Consider the following 15,363-nt stretch of genomic DNA (forward strand, 5'->3'; position numbering starts at 1 on the left):
TCAGCGGTCACGTCGCCCGCGCCTGCAGGATCAGGCTGGCGCGTGTTCCGCCGCCAGTGCCGCACGCACCGCCGCAACCGCGTCCGCCGCCTTGCTACCGTCGGGACCGCCACCCTGCGCCATGTCCGGGCGGCCGCCGCCGCCCTGCCCGCCCAAGACATTGACCGCAACACGCAACAAATCAACCGCGCTCCGCTTCGTTGCGACGTCTGCGGTCAACCCGACGGCCACCGAGGCGCGACCCTCGTTCACCGCGACGATCATCGCTACACCGGATCCGATCCGCCCCTTCACGTCGTCAACCGCGCCGCGCAAGCTTTTCGCGTCGAGCCCGTCGATCACCTGCCCGACGAAGTTGACGCCGCCGATCTGTTCCGGCCCGGCCGGCGCAGCGCCCGCGCTGCCGCCCAGCGCCAGCGCCTTCTTGGCCTCCGCCAGTTCACGCTCCAGCTTGCGCCGCTCCTCGACCAACGCGGCCACACGCGCCGGCACATCGTCCGGGGTCGCTTTCAACGCCGCCGCCGCCTCGCGCAGCTTTTCGTCACGCGCGCTGAGATATGCCCGCGCCGCCTCTCCCGTCAGCGCCTCGATCCGTCGCACGCCACTGGAGACCGCGCTTTCCGAAACGATTTCGAACAAGGCAATGTCCCCCAGTGCATTGACGTGGGTTCCGCCGCACAGTTCGACCGAAAAGCTCGCATCTTCGTGGCGGCCCATCGACAACACCCGGACCTCTTCACCGTACTTTTCACCGAACAGCGCCATAGCGCCGGCCGCGATCGCATCGTCGGGGGTCATCAGTCGGGTCGTAACCGCATCGTTGCCACGAATGTGACGATTCACATCGGCTTCGACATCGGCGATCTCGGTCGCGCTCATCGCGCTGTTATGCGAGAAGTCGAACCGCAGCCGGTCCTCGGCAACGAGGCTGCCCTTCTGCGTCACATGCCCCCCGAGCCGCCGCCGCAGCGCCGCGTGCAACAGGTGCGTGGCGCTGTGGTTGGCGCGGATGCGCGCGCGGCGATCCACGTCGATCGCCAGCCGCACCGTATCCCCGACCGCAACCGCACCGCTGTCGATCCGTGAGCGGTGTGCGAACAGGCGGCCAAGCGGCTTGGCAGTGTCCTCTACGGTGATGGCGACCGCGTCACCAATGATGGTACCGGCATCGCCCATCTGGCCGCCGCTCTCGCCGTAAAACGGCGTCTGGTTGACGAGGATGTCGACGGTGTCGCCCGCCTCGGCGCGCTGGACACGAACACCGTCGTTGACGATGGCGATCACCTGCGCCTCACCCGCATCAGTCGCGTAGCCGATGAATTCGGTGCTGCCATGCTCCTCGGCGATATCGAACCACAGATCGTCCGACGCGCGCTGGCCCGAACCCTTCCACGCCGCACGCGCCTGACGCTTCTGTTCGGCCATTGCCGCATCGAAGCCGGTGCGATCGACCGTGAACCCCTTGGTGCGCAACGCATCCTCGGTGAGATCATAGGGAAAGCCGAATGTGTCGTACAGCTTGAACGCGGTCGCACCGGGCAGGATCGCGCCTTCGGTGAAATCCGCGGTTGCCTCGTCAAGCAGGCGCAGGCCGTTGGTCAGCGTGCGGCGGAACTGGGTTTCCTCCTGAAGCAGCGTCGCCTCGATCAGCGGTTGCGCGCGAACGAGTTCGGGGAAGGCGGCGCCCATCTCGGCCACCAAAGACGGCACCAGCCGGTGCATCAGCGGATCTTTCGCACCGAGCAGATGCGCATGCCGCATCGCGCGGCGCATGATCCGGCGCAGCACGTAGCCGCGCCCTTCGTTGGCGGGAAGCACGCCGTCCGCCACCAGAAAGCCCGACGAGCGCAGGTGATCGGCGATGACGCGGTGGCTTGCCTTGGCGTCGCCCTCCGCCTGCGTGCCGGTAAGCGCGGTCGAGGCGGCGATCAGCGCCTTGAATGTATCGGTATCGTAATTGTCGGTGACGCCCTGCAACACGGCGGCGACGCGCTCCAACCCCATGCCGGTGTCGATCGACGGGCGCGGCAACGGATTGCGCGTCTCCTTATCGACCTGTTCATACTGCATGAACACGAGATTCCAGATCTCGACGAACCGGTCGCCGTCCTCCTCCGGGCTTCCGGGAGGGCCGCCGTAGATATGGTCGCCATGATCGTAGAAGATTTCGCTGCACGGCCCGCACGGCCCGGTATCGCCCATCGACCAGAAATTGTCGTTGGTGGCGATGCGGATGATCCGCTCTTCCGGCAGCCCGGCGATCTTGCGCCAGAGGTCGAAAGCCTCGTCATCCGTGTGGTACACGGTGACGGTGAGCTTCTCCGCCGGGATCCCCCATTCCTTCGTCAGCAGGTTCCACGCGAGCGTGATCGCGCGTTCCTTGAAATAGTCGCCGAACGAGAAATTGCCGAGCATTTCGAAGAAGGTATGATGGCGTGCGGTATAACCGACGTTGTCGAGATCGTTGTGCTTGCCGCCGGCGCGAACGCACTTCTGCGAGGACGTGGCGGTCGAATAGGCTCGCGATTCAAGACCGGTGAAGACGTTCTTGAACGGCACCATCCCGGCGTTCACGAACATCAGCGTCGGGTCGTTCTGCGGCACCAGCGGCGCGGACTGGATGCGGGCATGCCCCTCGGCAGCGAAATAGTCGAGGAAGCTGCGGCGAATGTCGTTGGTCGAGATCATCGCCACGACTTAGGCGAGCGCGCAGATCTTCTCAAGCGTGGCAGATATGCGACGGGTGGCGGGTCGATGCCGCGCGCCATGCGCCATCTCCGCTGTATCAGCCGAGCGGCGCGTCGATCGACAGCGGCGGAACCGAGAACCATTTCGGGCCGCTCGGTGTCATATGGAAGCAGTCCTCCAGCCGAACACCGAACTTGCCGGGCAGGTACAGGCCCGGTTCGTCCGAGAAACACATCCCCACCGCCAGCCGCGTCGCTTCGCCATGGACGAGGTTGACGGGTTCGTGCCCGTCCAGCCCGATGCCATGGCCGGTGCGGTGCGATAGGCCGGGCAGCCGGTAGCGGGGACCGTAGCCGAGGCTCGCGTAATATCCGCGCACCGCATCGTCCACCGCGCCCGCCGGCGTGCCGATGCGCGCTGCGGCGAAAGCTTTCGCCTGGCCGGTGCGGACCTGCTCCCAAACCGTGCGCTGCTCCTTGCTGGCGGTGCCGTGCACAAAAGTGCGCGACACATCGGATTGGTAGCCCTGCACCGTGCAGCCGCAGTCCATCAGCACCACCTGCCCCTCTGCCACAATCTGGGGTGCGCGACTGCCATGCGGGTAGGCGGCAGCCTCACCGATCAGCACCAGCGAGAATTCAGGCATACCGCCAAGCTTTCGCGTGGCGGCGTTCATCAACCCCGCGATCTGATCCCGCGTCATGCCCTTCTCGACGCGCGGGTACACCCACCGATAAGCGGCGATCGTCACGTCGGTCGCCAGTTGCATCAGCGCGATCTCGGGCGCTGTCTTGATCATGCGGCACCCCCGTACGATCGGGTTGGCCGATACGATCCGCGCGCCTGGCAAGGCATGTTGCAGCCCGTCCACCGCGAAGTACCGTACTGTCTCCTCGATGCCGACCGGCTGCGCCGCGACGCCGCGCTCCCGCAGGAACGCGGCGACGAGCTTCAGCGGGTCCTCATCCTCCTGCCACACCCGCACGTCGCACGGGATCGCAAGCGTCTCGCGAACCGACGGCTCCTCGAAGAACGGCGTGACGATGCAGGGTCTTCCCTCCGCCGGCAGCACCGCTGCGGTCAGGCGTTCGCTGCGATGCCACTCGACGCCCGTGAAATAAACCAGCGAAGAACCCCATTCTATCAACACCGCGCCGATGCCGTTGACCTTCATCAACCCCTGCGCACGAGCGATTCGCGCCTCGCGCTCGGCAGGCGATATCGGACTCGCGCCGGTGGTCATATCGGTAAGCGCGGCAAGGTCGGGTTCGGCAGCGCGCAGCATGGCTGACGTGGCAAGGAGCGGCAGCGTCGCGGCGGTGCGCAACACCGCACGCCTGCCGACAGAAAGGATGGGTTCGTCCATGAGATGACGTTACGGCGCTTGACGGCGCGGGGGCAATGCCCTTCGCTGCTCGCGGGGGCCTTTGCTGCGACGCAACGGCGGACGGGAGAATGACTTTGGCGAAACGGTTGACGTGGTACATCCTGGGCGGTCTGGTGCTCGGCATCGTCCTGGGCTGGGCGATCCACGCGGGAGTGGACGACGGGACGCCCGCAGCAGCCGCAAGGCTGAAGGCGATCGCAGGCTGGTTCTCGATCCTGACCACGATATTCCTGCGCCTCATCAAGATGATCATCGCGCCGCTGGTGTTCTCGACCCTCGTCGTCGGCATCGCGCACATGGGTGACACCGGCGCGCTTGGGCGTGTGGGTCTGAAATCCTTGGGTTGGTTCGTCGGCGCCAGCCTCGTTTCGCTGACGCTCGGACTGCTGCTGTTCCACGTCACCTCCGACATCGGCGACGCGTTGGGTCTGAGCCCGCATCTCACGCCGCCCCCAGTCGATGCTGCTGTCGGGCTGGATGCGAGCGGCTTCGACGTTGCCAAGATCATCACCCACATCGTGCCTAGTTCCATCGTCGACGCCATGGCGACCAACGAAATCCTCCAGATCGTAATCTTTTCTGTGTTCTTCGGCGTCGCCATTACGGCGGTCGGGCCACGCGCCGCACCGCTGGTGACGGCAGCGGAGGGGCTGGCAGCGGTGATGCTCCAGATCACCGATTATGTGATGCGACTTGCGCCGATTGCGGTGTTTTCGGCGATTACAGCGGCACTGACGGAACACGGCCCGGCGCTGATCTTCAAGCTCGCCTACTTCATGGGTAGCGTTTATTTCGGCCTTGCAACCTTGTGGGTGGCACTCGGACTCGCAGCGTTCGTGGTGATCGGGCGGCGCGTGGGCACCCTGTTCCGCTACATCCGCGAGCCGGCGCTGCTCGCCTTCTCCACCGCCTCGTCGGAAGCCGCCTTCCCGCGCACGCTGGAGGCGCTCGACCGGTTCGGCGTACCCGCCAAGATCGCCAGCTTCGTGCTGCCGCTGGGCTATTCGTTCAACCTTGACGGGTCGATGATGTACATGACGTTCGCGGCGCTGTTCATCGCCAAGGCGTACGGCATCCACCTCGCGCTCGGCACGCAAATCGTCATGCTGCTGACGCTCATGGTGACATCCAAAGGCATCGCCGGCGTACCACGTGCCAGCCTGGTGGTGATCGCCGCCACGCTGTCACAGTTTGGCATCCCGGAGGCTGGCTTGCTGCTTATCATCGGCGTCGATCAGTTCCTCGACATGGGGCGATCCGCCACCAACGTGGTCGGCAACGCGATCGCCGCCAGCGTGGTGGCGAAGTGGGAGGGTGGTTTCGAGGAACCGCTTGCCCCCGAGATCGAACCGCCGCACGCGCCAAGCCACGGTCTGGCCCGGCACGGCTAGCGGGTCGGGGCGGGTCTGCGGGCACCTTCAGGCATAGGCGTACGGCCCGCCCTGAGTGAGTGCGGCCTGATAGGCGGAGCGTGCGTGGATCTTGTCCAGCCAGGCGATGGTGGCGGGACGCGAACCGTCGAGGCCGGCGCGGCTGCGGGCGGCTTCAAGCGGGAAGCTCATCATCACGTCGGCGGCGGTGATCGTGTCGCCTGCGAACCACGGCCGCTCCGAAAGCACCGTCTCCACATAGTCGAGATGCACGTCGACCATCGGACGGAAGCGTCTGATCGCCGTCTTGCCGAACACCGGCACACGGCTCAGCACGAGCAGCACGAACAACGGCGGCATCAGCGATCCTTCGGCATAATGCATGAACTGCCGGTAGCGTAGCGCGCCGTCACGGTGCGCGGGTGCCGCGAAGCGGCCATCGCCCTTCTCGACCAGATACTCGATGATCGCGCCGGTTTCGACGAGGATGCGCCCGTCATCCTCGATGATCGGCGATTTACCGAGCGGGTGGATGCGCTTGAGCGCCTCCGGCGCGAGCATCGTCTTCGCGTCGCGCGCATAGCGCCTCACGTTATAGGGCAGGCCGAGTTCCTCGAGCAGCCACAGCACGCGCTGCGACCGCGAGTTTTCGAGATGGTGGAGTGTGATCGTCATGCCGGCTCCTTATGCGGAGCGCTTAGCGCATGCCCCCGGCCGAGGTTCCCGGCGCGGCCCCGACGCTGCGACCGACCCATGCACAGGCGGGACACATGGAAACTTCGGCGTCACATACTGAAAGGCCCGCAACATGCGCGGGCCTTTCCGGTTTTGCGACACAGCGCCAGCCGTGTCGTTCGCATGGTGGCGGCGCAACGACGCGCCACCCGCTTACATTTCGGCGTCGTCATCCTCGGGGCCGGCCATCATCTCTTCGGCCACCTTGTCGGTACGCGAGCGGATCGCCTTTTCGAGACGATCGCACATCTCGCTGTTTTCCTTGAGGAAGGTCTTGGCGTTCTCACGCCCCTGACCGATGCGAACGCTATCGTAGCTGAACCACGCTCCCGATTTCTCGACCAGCCCGGCCTTAACGCCCAGATCGAGGATCTCGCCGATCTTGGAGACACCCTGACCGTACATGATGTCGAACTCGACCTGCTTGAATGGTGGCGCGACCTTGTTCTTCACGACTTTGACGCGCGTGGCGTTACCAACAATCTCCTCACGGTCCTTGATCTGGCCGGTGCGGCGGATGTCGAGACGAACCGACGCGTAGAACTTCAGCGCGTTGCCGCCCGTCGTTGTCTCCGGGTTGCCGTACATCACGCCGATTTTCATGCGCAGCTGGTTGATGAAAATCACCATGCAGCGCGACCGGCTGATCGACCCGGTCAGCTTGCGCAAAGATTGCGACATCAGGCGCGCCTGAAGGCCGACGTGGCTATCGCCCATCTCGCCTTCGATTTCCGCACGCGGCACGAGTGCGGCAACTGAATCGACCACCAGCACGTCAATCGCGTTCGAACGCACGAGTGTATCGACGATTTCAAGCGCCTGCTCGCCCGTATCAGGCTGCGAGACGATCAGTTCGTCGATGTTGACACCGAGCTTCTTCGCATAAACCGGATCGAGCGCATGCTCGGCATCGACGAACGCGGCGGTGCCGCCGGTCTTCTGCGCCTCGGCGATGACATGCAGCGCGAGCGTGGTCTTACCCGAGCTTTCCGGCCCATAGATCTCGATCACACGTCCGCGCGGCAGCCCGCCGACACCGAGCGCGATATCAAGCCCGAGCGAACCGGTGGAGATCACCTCGACCTGCATCGCCTCCTTCGAGCCGAGCTTCATCGCCGAACCCTTGCCGAACGCGCGATCAATCTGCGCGAGCGCTGCTTCAAGAGCCTTTTGCCGCTCGTCGGCGGCCTTGGTATTGGAAGCTGCCATTTTGCTGTCGATGACCTTCAAAGATGCCGCCATTGGAGCCTCCACCGCTAGACTGATGTGATCGCACGTTCAATCGTGTTGGACACCATGTATTCTGTTTGTTCTACAAGAACAAGAGCGGAACGTATCTTTTATCGTAAAGACAGCAGGCTTTCGCATCACGGCGCAAATCGACTTTGCACGGGATGACCGATGTTTCTCGCGAACCGCGACGCGGTCGGCATCCATGGCGGAAAACCGATCGCACGGTTTGTCCGGCAACTTCCCGTGCGAATTTAGTCGCCTAGACTTTCCAAAGCCTTCGCGACGCTATCCATGGTGAAAGGCTTGGCGAGAGACGGGCGATCGCGGAAGCGTTCCGTGACGCTGTCATGCGAGCCACCTGTCGCGAACACGAACGGGATGTTCGCAGCCGCCAGGGCATCCGCCACCGGCAGGCTTGTTTCTCCGCCACGCAAATTGAGATCGAGGATCGCCGCATCGATGCCGCCGGCCTGTACCAGATCGAGCGCAGCCGACACGCAATCGGCTGTGCCTACCGGAACCTTGTCTAGGATCTCGAGGAAATCCTCGAGCATCATCGCAATGAGGGGTTCGTCCTCGACGATCAGGATGTTGGTGGGCGCGGTCATATCGGGTCCATAACCATCAACGCGGCCCCGCGCCAAGCTCTTTCGCGGCCATCACCGAACGGACCCCTTCGGCGAGTTGCTGGACGGAGAAGGGTTTGGCGAGAAACGCGACATTGTCTAGGTCGATCGACTTGCGCAGCGTCTCCTCGGCGTAGCCCGACATGAACAGGATCGGCAGATCGGGATAGCGTTTGCGGGCGTGCCGTACCATCGTTGGCCCATCCATCAACGGCATCATCACGTCGGAGACGAGCAGATCGGGGCGCGGCTGGCTGGCGAGCAGTTCCAGTGCCGCCTCGCCATGTTCGGCGGTCAACACGGTATAACCCTGCCGCGTGAGCGCCCGTTCGGCGACGGCGCGCACCATGTCCTCATCCTCGACCAGCAGGATGGTGCCGCTGCCCCACAGGTCGATCGGTTTCTTGGGCGGAACGATCACCGTATCGGCGACCGGCGCGGACGCGGTGTGGACCGGCAGGTAGATGGTGAACACCGCACCCTGCCCCGCCTTGGATTCCGCGAAGATGTAGCCGCCCGACTGCTTGACGATGCCGTACACGGTCGAGAGGCCCAGTCCGGTTCCCTTGCCGACTTCCTTGGTGGTGAAGAATGGCTCGAAAATCTTCGGCAGTATCTCGGGCGGGATGCCGGCGCCGTTGTCGACAACCTCCAGCGCGACGTAATCCGCGATTGGCAGGATGTCCGACCCCATGCGTCTGACATCGGCGTTCGTAACGGCGAAGGTGCGGATCGACAGCACCGCTCCACCTTGAGGAAGCTTGGCCAGCATTGCATCACGCGCATTGACCGCGAGGTTGACGACCACCTGTTCGAGTTGACCCGGATCGGCGCGCACCGGCGCGAGACTGCGGCCATGCTTGACGTTCAGGGTGATCGTCTCGCCAAGCAGCCGCTTGAGCAATTGCGACACCTCCGAGACGATATCGGGGAGTTGCAGCACCTGCGGACGCAGCGTCTGCTGGCGCGAAAAGGCAAGCAACTGCCGCGTCAACGATGCGGCGCGATTGGAATTTGCACGGATTTGCTGGATATCGTCGTAATCGCTGTCACCCGGCGAATGGCGCATCAGCATCAGGTCGCAATGCCCGATGATAGCGGTGAGGATGTTGTTGAAATCGTGCGCGACGCCACCGGCGAGCTGGCCCACCGCCTGCATCTTGGTCGCCTGCGCGACCTCGCGCTTGAGCCGGGTTTCCTCGCCATTGTCCTTGAGGCTGAGCAGCACCGCCGCATCACCCAGCCCACGCGCGCCGGCGATCGACAGCGCGACCGGCTCGTCGGGATGATCCTTCAGGCGGATGGCGAGATCGGTCGAGTGCGTCGCGCCGCTGGCGAAACGCCGCACTGCGTCGGACACTACGCCCTTGTCCTCGCGCACGACGAGATCGCCCGGATAGACCGGCGGTGCGGCCGGATCGACTGCGGCCGCACGCGCGAACGAATCGTTCATCTGCAGGAAGCGCCCATCGGCCCCCACCAGCGCAACGCCGAAGGGCATCAGCGCCACCAGAGTTTGGACATGCGCCGACGCGCTCGCGCCGATCGCGGGAGCGGCGCTCTGTTCCTCGTCGATCAGCGCGATCAGCATCGGCGCGGCATCGCCGTCGAGAAATGGGATCTGGAGGACGCGCAATGGGTTCTTGAGCATCCCCTCCCGCTCGAAGCGGACCATGCCGCGCTCGTCCGTCATCAGGAAGCGAGCAAAGTCGCGGCCGACGATCGCCGCGTCGTCATGCCCCATAGCGCGTGCGCGCAACACGCTGTTCGCCGCAATGACGCGGCCGTCATGCCCGATCAGCGCAACCATGATGCCGGAACGGCCGAACTGATCGCCGGTACGGCCCGCGACGAGATCCTCCACCGTCGCAGCTAGATTGAGGCCGGTCGGCTCGCGGAAGCGCCAGACCAGCAGGTCGCCGTCCGTGCCCGCGCAGGCGACTTCGCCGGTGATGGCGGTGCCACGCGCGAACAGCCGATCGATCGTCGCGGTCCCATCGCGCCATGCCTTGCGTCCGGCCACGCCGAGCCGCTCCGCATCGTTGCTGTCGAGCGGCAGATCAGGTGGCGTCGGAAAACCGCCGAACAACGTCTCATAGCGATCGTTCGCACAGACCAGCCGACCGGCACGGTCGGTCACCGCCACCGCGTCCGGGCTGGCACCGGCGAGCACGCGGGCGAGCGCCCAGTCGGGCTCTGCGCCCTCACCACCGCTGGCGGGGAAGATGCGTCGGTAGGCAAGCGCGCCGCCGCCGATCAGGATAGCAGTGGCAAGGAACGCCGCCGCGATCACGATGTTGCCGAGCAGCAGCAGGATCACCAAAGCGGCGGCAACTCCGCTCGCAAGGGCGATCAGCGCGGCACTGCGGGCCGCGCTGGCAGGGTTACCGGTCAGGGCAGGAAGGCTGGCCATTCTCACCCCTTAGTGGCTCGATTCGGGCCAGCGTCAAGCTACCAGATGCGGACGCGCTGCTCGGGCGTGAGATACAGCTTCTCGCCCGGCTTCGGCTTGAACGCGGCATACCACGGATCGAGGTTGCGGACGATGTCGGCGCGTTGTTCGGAGGGGCTGTGCGGATCGGTCAGCAGCCGCTGTCGGAGGTTCGCCTCCCGGTAGTTGCGCCGCCACACCTGCGCCCAACCGAGGTAGAAGCGCTGATCCGCGGTGAAGCCGTCGATCACCGGCGGTTGCTTGCCGCCAAGCGCGGTATGATACGCGTCATAGGCGATCGTCAGCCCGCCCAGATCAGCCGTGTTTTCCCCCAGCGTGAGATGGCCGTTCAGGTGCACGCCCGGCAGCGGCTCGTACGCATCATATTCCTTGGCGAGCGCCTCGGTGCGCGCGTTGAACGCCTTGACATCCGCCGGCGACCACCAGCTGGCGAGCTGGCCATGCTCGTTGTATTTCGCGCCCTGATCGTCGAAATGATGAGTCAGCTCGTGGCCGATCACCGCACCGATGCCACCATAGTTGACTGCCGGGTCCGCAGCGGGATCGAAGAACGGCGGCTGGAGGATCGCAGCGGGGAAGACGATTTCCACCATCGGGGGGTTGGCGTAGGCGTTGACCTCCATCGGCGTCATGCCCCATTCCCAGCGCTGGAGCGGCTTGCCGAGGTGGCTGACGTTGTATGCATGGCTCCACTGGTTCGCGCGCCATGCGTTGCCGAACGCGTCCTTGGACGTGATCGTCAGCGAGGCGTAATCCTTCCACTGGGTAGGATAGCCGATCTTGGGGGTGAACGCGGCCAGCTTGGCGTGCGCGCGCGTCTTGGTGGCGGGCGTCATCCAATCAAGCTTGTCGATGCGCGCGTCCATCGCCGCGATGATGTTGTGGACGAGTTTATCGGCCGCCGCCTTGGTTTCAGGCGGGAAATACTTTGCCACGTAAAGCTTGCTCACCTCGTCGTCGATTGCGCCGGTGGTGAACTGCACAGCGCGCTTCCACCGTGCTTCCTGCTCGGGCGTGCCGGACAGCACGTGACCGTAAAAGGCGAAATGCTCGTCATCGAACGGCTTTGGCAGCACGTCAGCATAGGTATCGAGCGAGCGCACCAACAACTGATCGCGCAGCACCGTCAACGACGCGGCCGCGATCGCGCGCGCGATACCAGCGACGGCCGTCGGCTGCGCGACGATCACGCTATCGACCGGCGTGCCGATGCCGGCGAAGTATGTGGCGAAGTCGAAGCCGGGTGCGGCTTTGGCAAGCGCCGCTACGGTCATCTTGTTGTAGGTCTTGTCCGCGTCGCGACTCTCGGTGCGGGTCCAGCTGATCGCCGCGATCTTTGTCTCGTAATCGACCAATGCTTTCGCACGCACCGCAGCGTTGGGCTCGCCCGCCAGCGTCAGCACCTTCGAGATGTGCGCTTGGTAAGCCGCCTTGGCCTCGGCGAGTTTGGGATCGGTACTGAGATAGTAATCGCGATCGGGCATGCCGAGCCCGGCTTGTGACAGGCTCAGCGCATACACTTCGGGGTTCTTGTCGTCTTGCCCCACGCCGGAGCCGAACGGACCATCGATACCGGCCTTGGCCGCCTCGGCGACCAGCGCGGCATAGGCCCCTTTCGCCTTCAGCCCCTTCACTTTGTCGAGCCAGGGCTGGATCGGCGCGAGGCCTTTGGCGTCAATCGCCGGACGATCTAGGAACGTCGCATAGGCGATGCCGATCTTGGACGTCGGGTCCTTGGCGGCGGCCTCGAGGATGCCGCGGGTGCGTTTCTCGGACAGATCCGACAGCAAGTTGAAAGCACCATAGTTCGACTTGTCGGCCGGGATGGGCGTCGTCTTCGCCCATGTGCCGTTGCCATAACGGTAGAAGTCGTCGCCCGGCGCGACCGAACGATCCATGCCCGCCTCGTCGAAGCCGAACGTGCCGAACTCCGGCTTACCGGCCGGTACAGGCGCTCCGGCGGGTGCGGGCGGCGCGTCGGCCGCAGGCGCGGACGTAACGCCAGCCAGAACCGTGGCGGACAGCAAGGCCGCGAAAAGCGAGGAGCGGATCATCAAAAACCTCTAAAAACGCTTGGATACATTGTTGTAAGCGTAAGTGACACGCCCGGTCCAGTGCGCGGCGCGCGGATCACCGTGCGCGAGCAAGCGCCCTCGCCCGCCACTTACGAACCACCCACCAGCGCCAGCCTAGCGCACTCGCGGCAAAGCCCGTGACCGCGAACACGATCGTAATCGTCACTAGTCCGAGCACCAATGCCGGCCCCGCTTCCGACAAGATCCAGTGCAGCCAGCTTTCGCTCGCACGTACCATCGTCCCGGCCGCATTCCGGTAGTGCAACAGCCGGCTACCAATCCAATACGCGGCAACCCACAAGGGCGGCGTCGTCAGTGGATTGGTGATAAGCGTGGTCAGCGCCGCAACCGGGATGTTCGCCCGCACCGGCAGCGCGAGCAGCGCCGACAACGGCACCTGCGCGATCGGGAACAGGATACCCGTCACCATCCCAAGCGCCACGCCACGCGGCACGGATCGGCGGGTGAAGCGCCACAGCTCCGGCGCCAGCACGCGGTGCGCGACCGGGCGCAGAATGCGGCTGCGCTCCATGCTTTCACGGGTCGGCAGGTTGGCGCGTAGCCAACGGCTCGCGCGCGCGAACATCAGCCGCGATCGCGCATCAGGCGGCCCTGCTCGCGCTTCCAGTCGCGTTCCTTGGTCGCCTCGCGCTTGTCATGCGCCTTCTTACCCTTGGCGAGCGCGAGTTCCACTTTTGCACGCCCCTTCGAGTTAAAATAGACCATCAGCGGCACCAGCGTCATCCCATCGCGGGCGACGGCGCCGTGCATCTTGTTGATCTCACGCTCGTGAAGAAGCAGTTTACGTGGCCGCTTCGGCTCGTGATTGAAGCGGTTGCCGTGGCTGAACTCGGGCACGTTGGAGTTGATCAGCCAAACCTGATTGTCCTTCACCTCGGCATAGCTCTCCGCGATCGAGCCGGTGCCGGAGCGCAGCGACTTCACCTCGGTGCCGGTCAGCGCGATGCCGGCTTCGTACACGGTTTCGATCAGGTAATCGTACCGCGCGCGCCGGTTCTCGGCGACGATCTTGGTTTTCTCGAATGCGGGAGGTTTCGGACGGGCCATAAGCGAACGGCATGTAAGCGGCAGTGCCCGCTATGGGAAGGCGGAGATTTCCGGAAGGTCGCGATACCACTGGTGTGATCGGCAATTCGTGCGACAATGATCGGGACATGGTGGGATGCTGAGATGTCTATATGGCTTGCCGCTACGCTGCAAATGGCGCATTCCGATATGGTCACCGGCGACTTCGATCTCGCGACCAGCTCAAAATCAGCCGACCTCAGCGCCATGGATCGTTGTGGAAAGCAGCGCGACGGGGAGGACGTGATCGTCGTATGTGGAAACCCTCATAATCAATTCCGGTTACCCTTGCCGCGTGAGATCGAATCGCTCGATTCGGCACACAGCCGTGCGCAGACAGGCATGGCCGCACTGACGCCCGCCGGCCCATGCGGGGTGTTCGTTGGTGAGCGGCAATGCAGCAAGAAGGAGGCTGCGGAATATGGCTATGGAAACGGTCGGGATCCGTTGACCGTGATAACGCGTATCGCCAAGAAGGTCGTCGACCCGGACGCGAACTAACGCCTAGACAATGCCAGCCGCCGCCAGCGCCACGTCGACGGCCGCCTGCGCCGCCGCGTTCGGCCAATTCATCGGCAGGCGCAAACCGGTCGGAAAACCGGGGATGACCTTGCCGACCGCATATTTCACCGGTCCCGGCGAAGCATCGGTGAACATCGCCAGATGCAGCGCGAACATGCGATCCTGCAATGCCAGCGCACCCGTGTAATCCTCATCGTCGATCGCTGCCTGGAACTGCGCGCATAGCCGTGGCGCGACGTTGGCGGTAACCGAGATGCAACCCACCCCGCCCATCGCGTTGAAGGCGAGCGCGGTCTCGTCATTGCCGGAAAGCTGCGCAAACGCGGCCCCGCACGTCGCGCGCTGCTGCGACACGCGGGTGAGCGTGCCGGTCGCGTCCTTCACCGCTACGATGTTGTCAGGAAACGCCTGGACGAGCCGACCCATTGTCTCAGGCATGATGTCTGTCACGGTGCGACCGGGCACATTATAGAGCATCACGGGCAGATCGCACGCCTCGACCACCGCCGCGAAATGGCGGAAGATCCCCTCCTGACTCGGGCGATTGTAATAAGGCGGCACCATCAGCGCGCAGTCGGCACCGGCATCCTTCGCGGCCCTGATATTGCGGATCGCGACGCGCGTGTCGTTGCTGCCGGCGCCGGCGATCACCGGCACGCGGCCCCTCGCCTGATCGACGCAGACCTTCACGACATGGAAATGCTCTTCGAAGTCCATCGTCGCAGACTCACCAGTGGTGCCGCACGGCACCAGACCGGTCGAGCCTTCAGTGATCTGCCATTCGACGAAATCACGAAACGCGGTTTCGACAAAGCTGCCGTCTTCGACAAACGGAGTAACGAGAGCGGGGATCGAGCCTGTGAACATGGCTCCAGCCCCTACCCGCGCCACCGGTGAAACGAAAGCCCGATCAGGCGGTGAAACGCTTGGTGAAGCCTTTGGGCGCACGCTCCTGATCCGCGCGTGCCTCGACATTGTCGATCCGCGCCTTCTCCGGCCCCTCGCGCACCGCCTCGACCATGCCTTCGACCGCCTCTTCCTCGCCGGCGATCAGCAGTTCGACCCGCCCGTCCCGCAGGTTGCGGACCCAGCCCGCCACACCGAAATCGCGCGCGCGGCGTACCGCCCAATCACGGAACCCGATGTTCTGAACCTTGCCACTGACGTAAACACGCTGAACGACTTGCAT

At 64.4% G+C, this 15,363-nt stretch carries 13 protein-coding genes; 2 read left to right on the forward strand and 11 right to left on the reverse strand.

Annotated features, from left to right (window positions below; genetic code table 11):
• Positions 1-30 precede the first annotated feature (30 nt).
• Both alaS and L8F97_RS03150 read right to left on the reverse strand, forming a co-directional pair.
• Positions 31-2,688: an alanine--tRNA ligase gene (alaS, locus tag L8F97_RS03145; protein WP_242146525.1), complete on the reverse strand. Its 2,658-nt coding sequence runs from the start codon at positions 2,686-2,688 to the stop codon at positions 31-33.
• A gap of 97 nt (positions 2,689-2,785) precedes the next feature.
• The gene (locus tag L8F97_RS03150; protein ID WP_242146526.1) at positions 2,786-4,054 is read right to left on the reverse strand and encodes a M24 family metallopeptidase; all 1,269 of its coding nucleotides are present in this window, start codon (positions 4,052-4,054) and stop codon (positions 2,786-2,788) included.
• 95 nt (positions 4,055-4,149) lie between these two features.
• Here L8F97_RS03150 and L8F97_RS03155 point away from each other — a divergent pair, with 95 nt between their 5' ends.
• On the forward strand, positions 4,150-5,466 hold the full coding sequence (locus L8F97_RS03155; protein ID WP_242147135.1) for a dicarboxylate/amino acid:cation symporter: 1,317 nt from the start codon (positions 4,150-4,152) through the stop codon (positions 5,464-5,466).
• Between the two features lie 27 nt (positions 5,467-5,493).
• Here L8F97_RS03155 and L8F97_RS03160 read toward each other — a convergent pair whose 3' ends face one another.
• The 7 genes from L8F97_RS03160 to smpB form a co-directional block, all read right to left on the reverse strand.
• Positions 5,494-6,120: a glutathione S-transferase family protein gene (locus L8F97_RS03160; RefSeq protein ID WP_242146527.1), complete on the reverse strand. Its 627-nt coding sequence runs from the start codon at positions 6,118-6,120 to the stop codon at positions 5,494-5,496.
• Between the two features lie 213 nt (positions 6,121-6,333).
• Positions 6,334-7,422: a recombinase RecA gene (gene recA / locus L8F97_RS03165; RefSeq protein ID WP_276592857.1), complete on the reverse strand. Its 1,089-nt coding sequence runs from the start codon at positions 7,420-7,422 to the stop codon at positions 6,334-6,336.
• 242 nt (positions 7,423-7,664) lie between these two features.
• A complete protein-coding gene (locus tag L8F97_RS03170; protein WP_242146528.1) occupies positions 7,665-8,021 on the reverse strand; it encodes a response regulator in 357 nt (118 codons plus the stop codon).
• 16 nt (positions 8,022-8,037) lie between these two features.
• On the reverse strand, positions 8,038-10,452 hold the full coding sequence (locus L8F97_RS03175; protein WP_242146529.1) for a response regulator: 2,415 nt from the start codon (positions 10,450-10,452) through the stop codon (positions 8,038-8,040).
• Positions 10,453-10,490: 38 nt separating this feature from the next.
• A complete protein-coding gene (locus tag L8F97_RS03180; RefSeq protein WP_242146530.1) occupies positions 10,491-12,545 on the reverse strand; it encodes a M13 family metallopeptidase in 2,055 nt (684 codons plus the stop codon).
• Between the two features lie 76 nt (positions 12,546-12,621).
• The gene (locus tag L8F97_RS03185; protein ID WP_242146531.1) at positions 12,622-13,152 is read right to left on the reverse strand and encodes a DUF2062 domain-containing protein; all 531 of its coding nucleotides are present in this window, start codon (positions 13,150-13,152) and stop codon (positions 12,622-12,624) included.
• Positions 13,152-13,634 (reverse strand): SsrA-binding protein SmpB, encoded by a 483-nt coding sequence (gene smpB, locus L8F97_RS03190; RefSeq protein WP_242146532.1) that lies wholly within the window; start codon positions 13,632-13,634, stop codon positions 13,152-13,154. Before smpB ends, L8F97_RS03185 begins: the two co-directional genes overlap by 1 nt.
• A 168-nt stretch (positions 13,635-13,802) precedes the next feature.
• On the opposite strand from smpB, the gene L8F97_RS03195 reads away from it, so the two are divergent.
• On the forward strand, positions 13,803-14,153 hold the full coding sequence (locus L8F97_RS03195) for a hypothetical protein (protein ID WP_242146533.1): 351 nt from the start codon (positions 13,803-13,805) through the stop codon (positions 14,151-14,153).
• A gap of 3 nt (positions 14,154-14,156) precedes the next feature.
• On the opposite strand, the gene dapA is transcribed toward L8F97_RS03195, so the two are convergent.
• Together dapA and L8F97_RS03205 are read right to left on the reverse strand one after the other, a co-directional pair.
• Complete coding sequence (gene dapA, locus L8F97_RS03200; protein WP_242146534.1) at positions 14,157-15,041, reverse strand: 4-hydroxy-tetrahydrodipicolinate synthase; 885 nt, start codon at positions 15,039-15,041, stop codon at positions 14,157-14,159.
• Between the two features lie 43 nt (positions 15,042-15,084).
• The gene (locus L8F97_RS03205) at positions 15,085-15,363 is read right to left on the reverse strand and encodes an acylphosphatase (protein ID WP_242146535.1); all 279 of its coding nucleotides are present in this window, start codon (positions 15,361-15,363) and stop codon (positions 15,085-15,087) included.

This window comes from Sphingomonas sp. BAUL-RG-20F-R05-02 (assembly GCF_022662305.1).
Lineage (GTDB): Bacteria > Pseudomonadota > Alphaproteobacteria > Sphingomonadales > Sphingomonadaceae > Sphingomonas.

Bases quoted from the DNA above. Each gene is read 5' to 3' on its own strand.
- alaS (WP_242146525.1), bottom strand. From the start codon at position 2,688: ATGATCTCGACCAACGACATTCGCCGCAGCTTCCTCGACTATTTCGCT.
- L8F97_RS03150 (WP_242146526.1), bottom strand. From the start codon at position 4,054: ATGGACGAACCCATCCTTTCTGTCGGCAGGCGTGCGGTGTTGCGCACC.
- L8F97_RS03160 (WP_242146527.1), bottom strand. From the start codon at position 6,120: ATGACGATCACACTCCACCATCTCGAAAACTCGCGGTCGCAGCGCGTG.
- recA (WP_276592857.1), bottom strand. From the start codon at position 7,422: ATGGCGGCATCTTTGAAGGTCATCGACAGCAAAATGGCAGCTTCCAAT.
- L8F97_RS03170 (WP_242146528.1), bottom strand. From the start codon at position 8,021: ATGACCGCGCCCACCAACATCCTGATCGTCGAGGACGAACCCCTCATT.
- L8F97_RS03175 (WP_242146529.1), bottom strand. From the start codon at position 10,452: ATGGCCAGCCTTCCTGCCCTGACCGGTAACCCTGCCAGCGCGGCCCGC.
- L8F97_RS03180 (WP_242146530.1), bottom strand. From the start codon at position 12,545: ATGATCCGCTCCTCGCTTTTCGCGGCCTTGCTGTCCGCCACGGTTCTG.
- L8F97_RS03185 (WP_242146531.1), bottom strand. From the start codon at position 13,152: ATGTTCGCGCGCGCGAGCCGTTGGCTACGCGCCAACCTGCCGACCCGT.
- smpB (WP_242146532.1), bottom strand. From the start codon at position 13,634: ATGGCCCGTCCGAAACCTCCCGCATTCGAGAAAACCAAGATCGTCGCC.
- L8F97_RS03195 (WP_242146533.1), top strand. From the start codon at position 13,803: ATGGTCACCGGCGACTTCGATCTCGCGACCAGCTCAAAATCAGCCGAC.
- dapA (WP_242146534.1), bottom strand. From the start codon at position 15,041: ATGTTCACAGGCTCGATCCCCGCTCTCGTTACTCCGTTTGTCGAAGAC.
- L8F97_RS03205 (WP_242146535.1), bottom strand. From the start codon at position 15,363: ATGCAAGTCGTTCAGCGTGTTTACGTCAGTGGCAAGGTTCAGAACATC.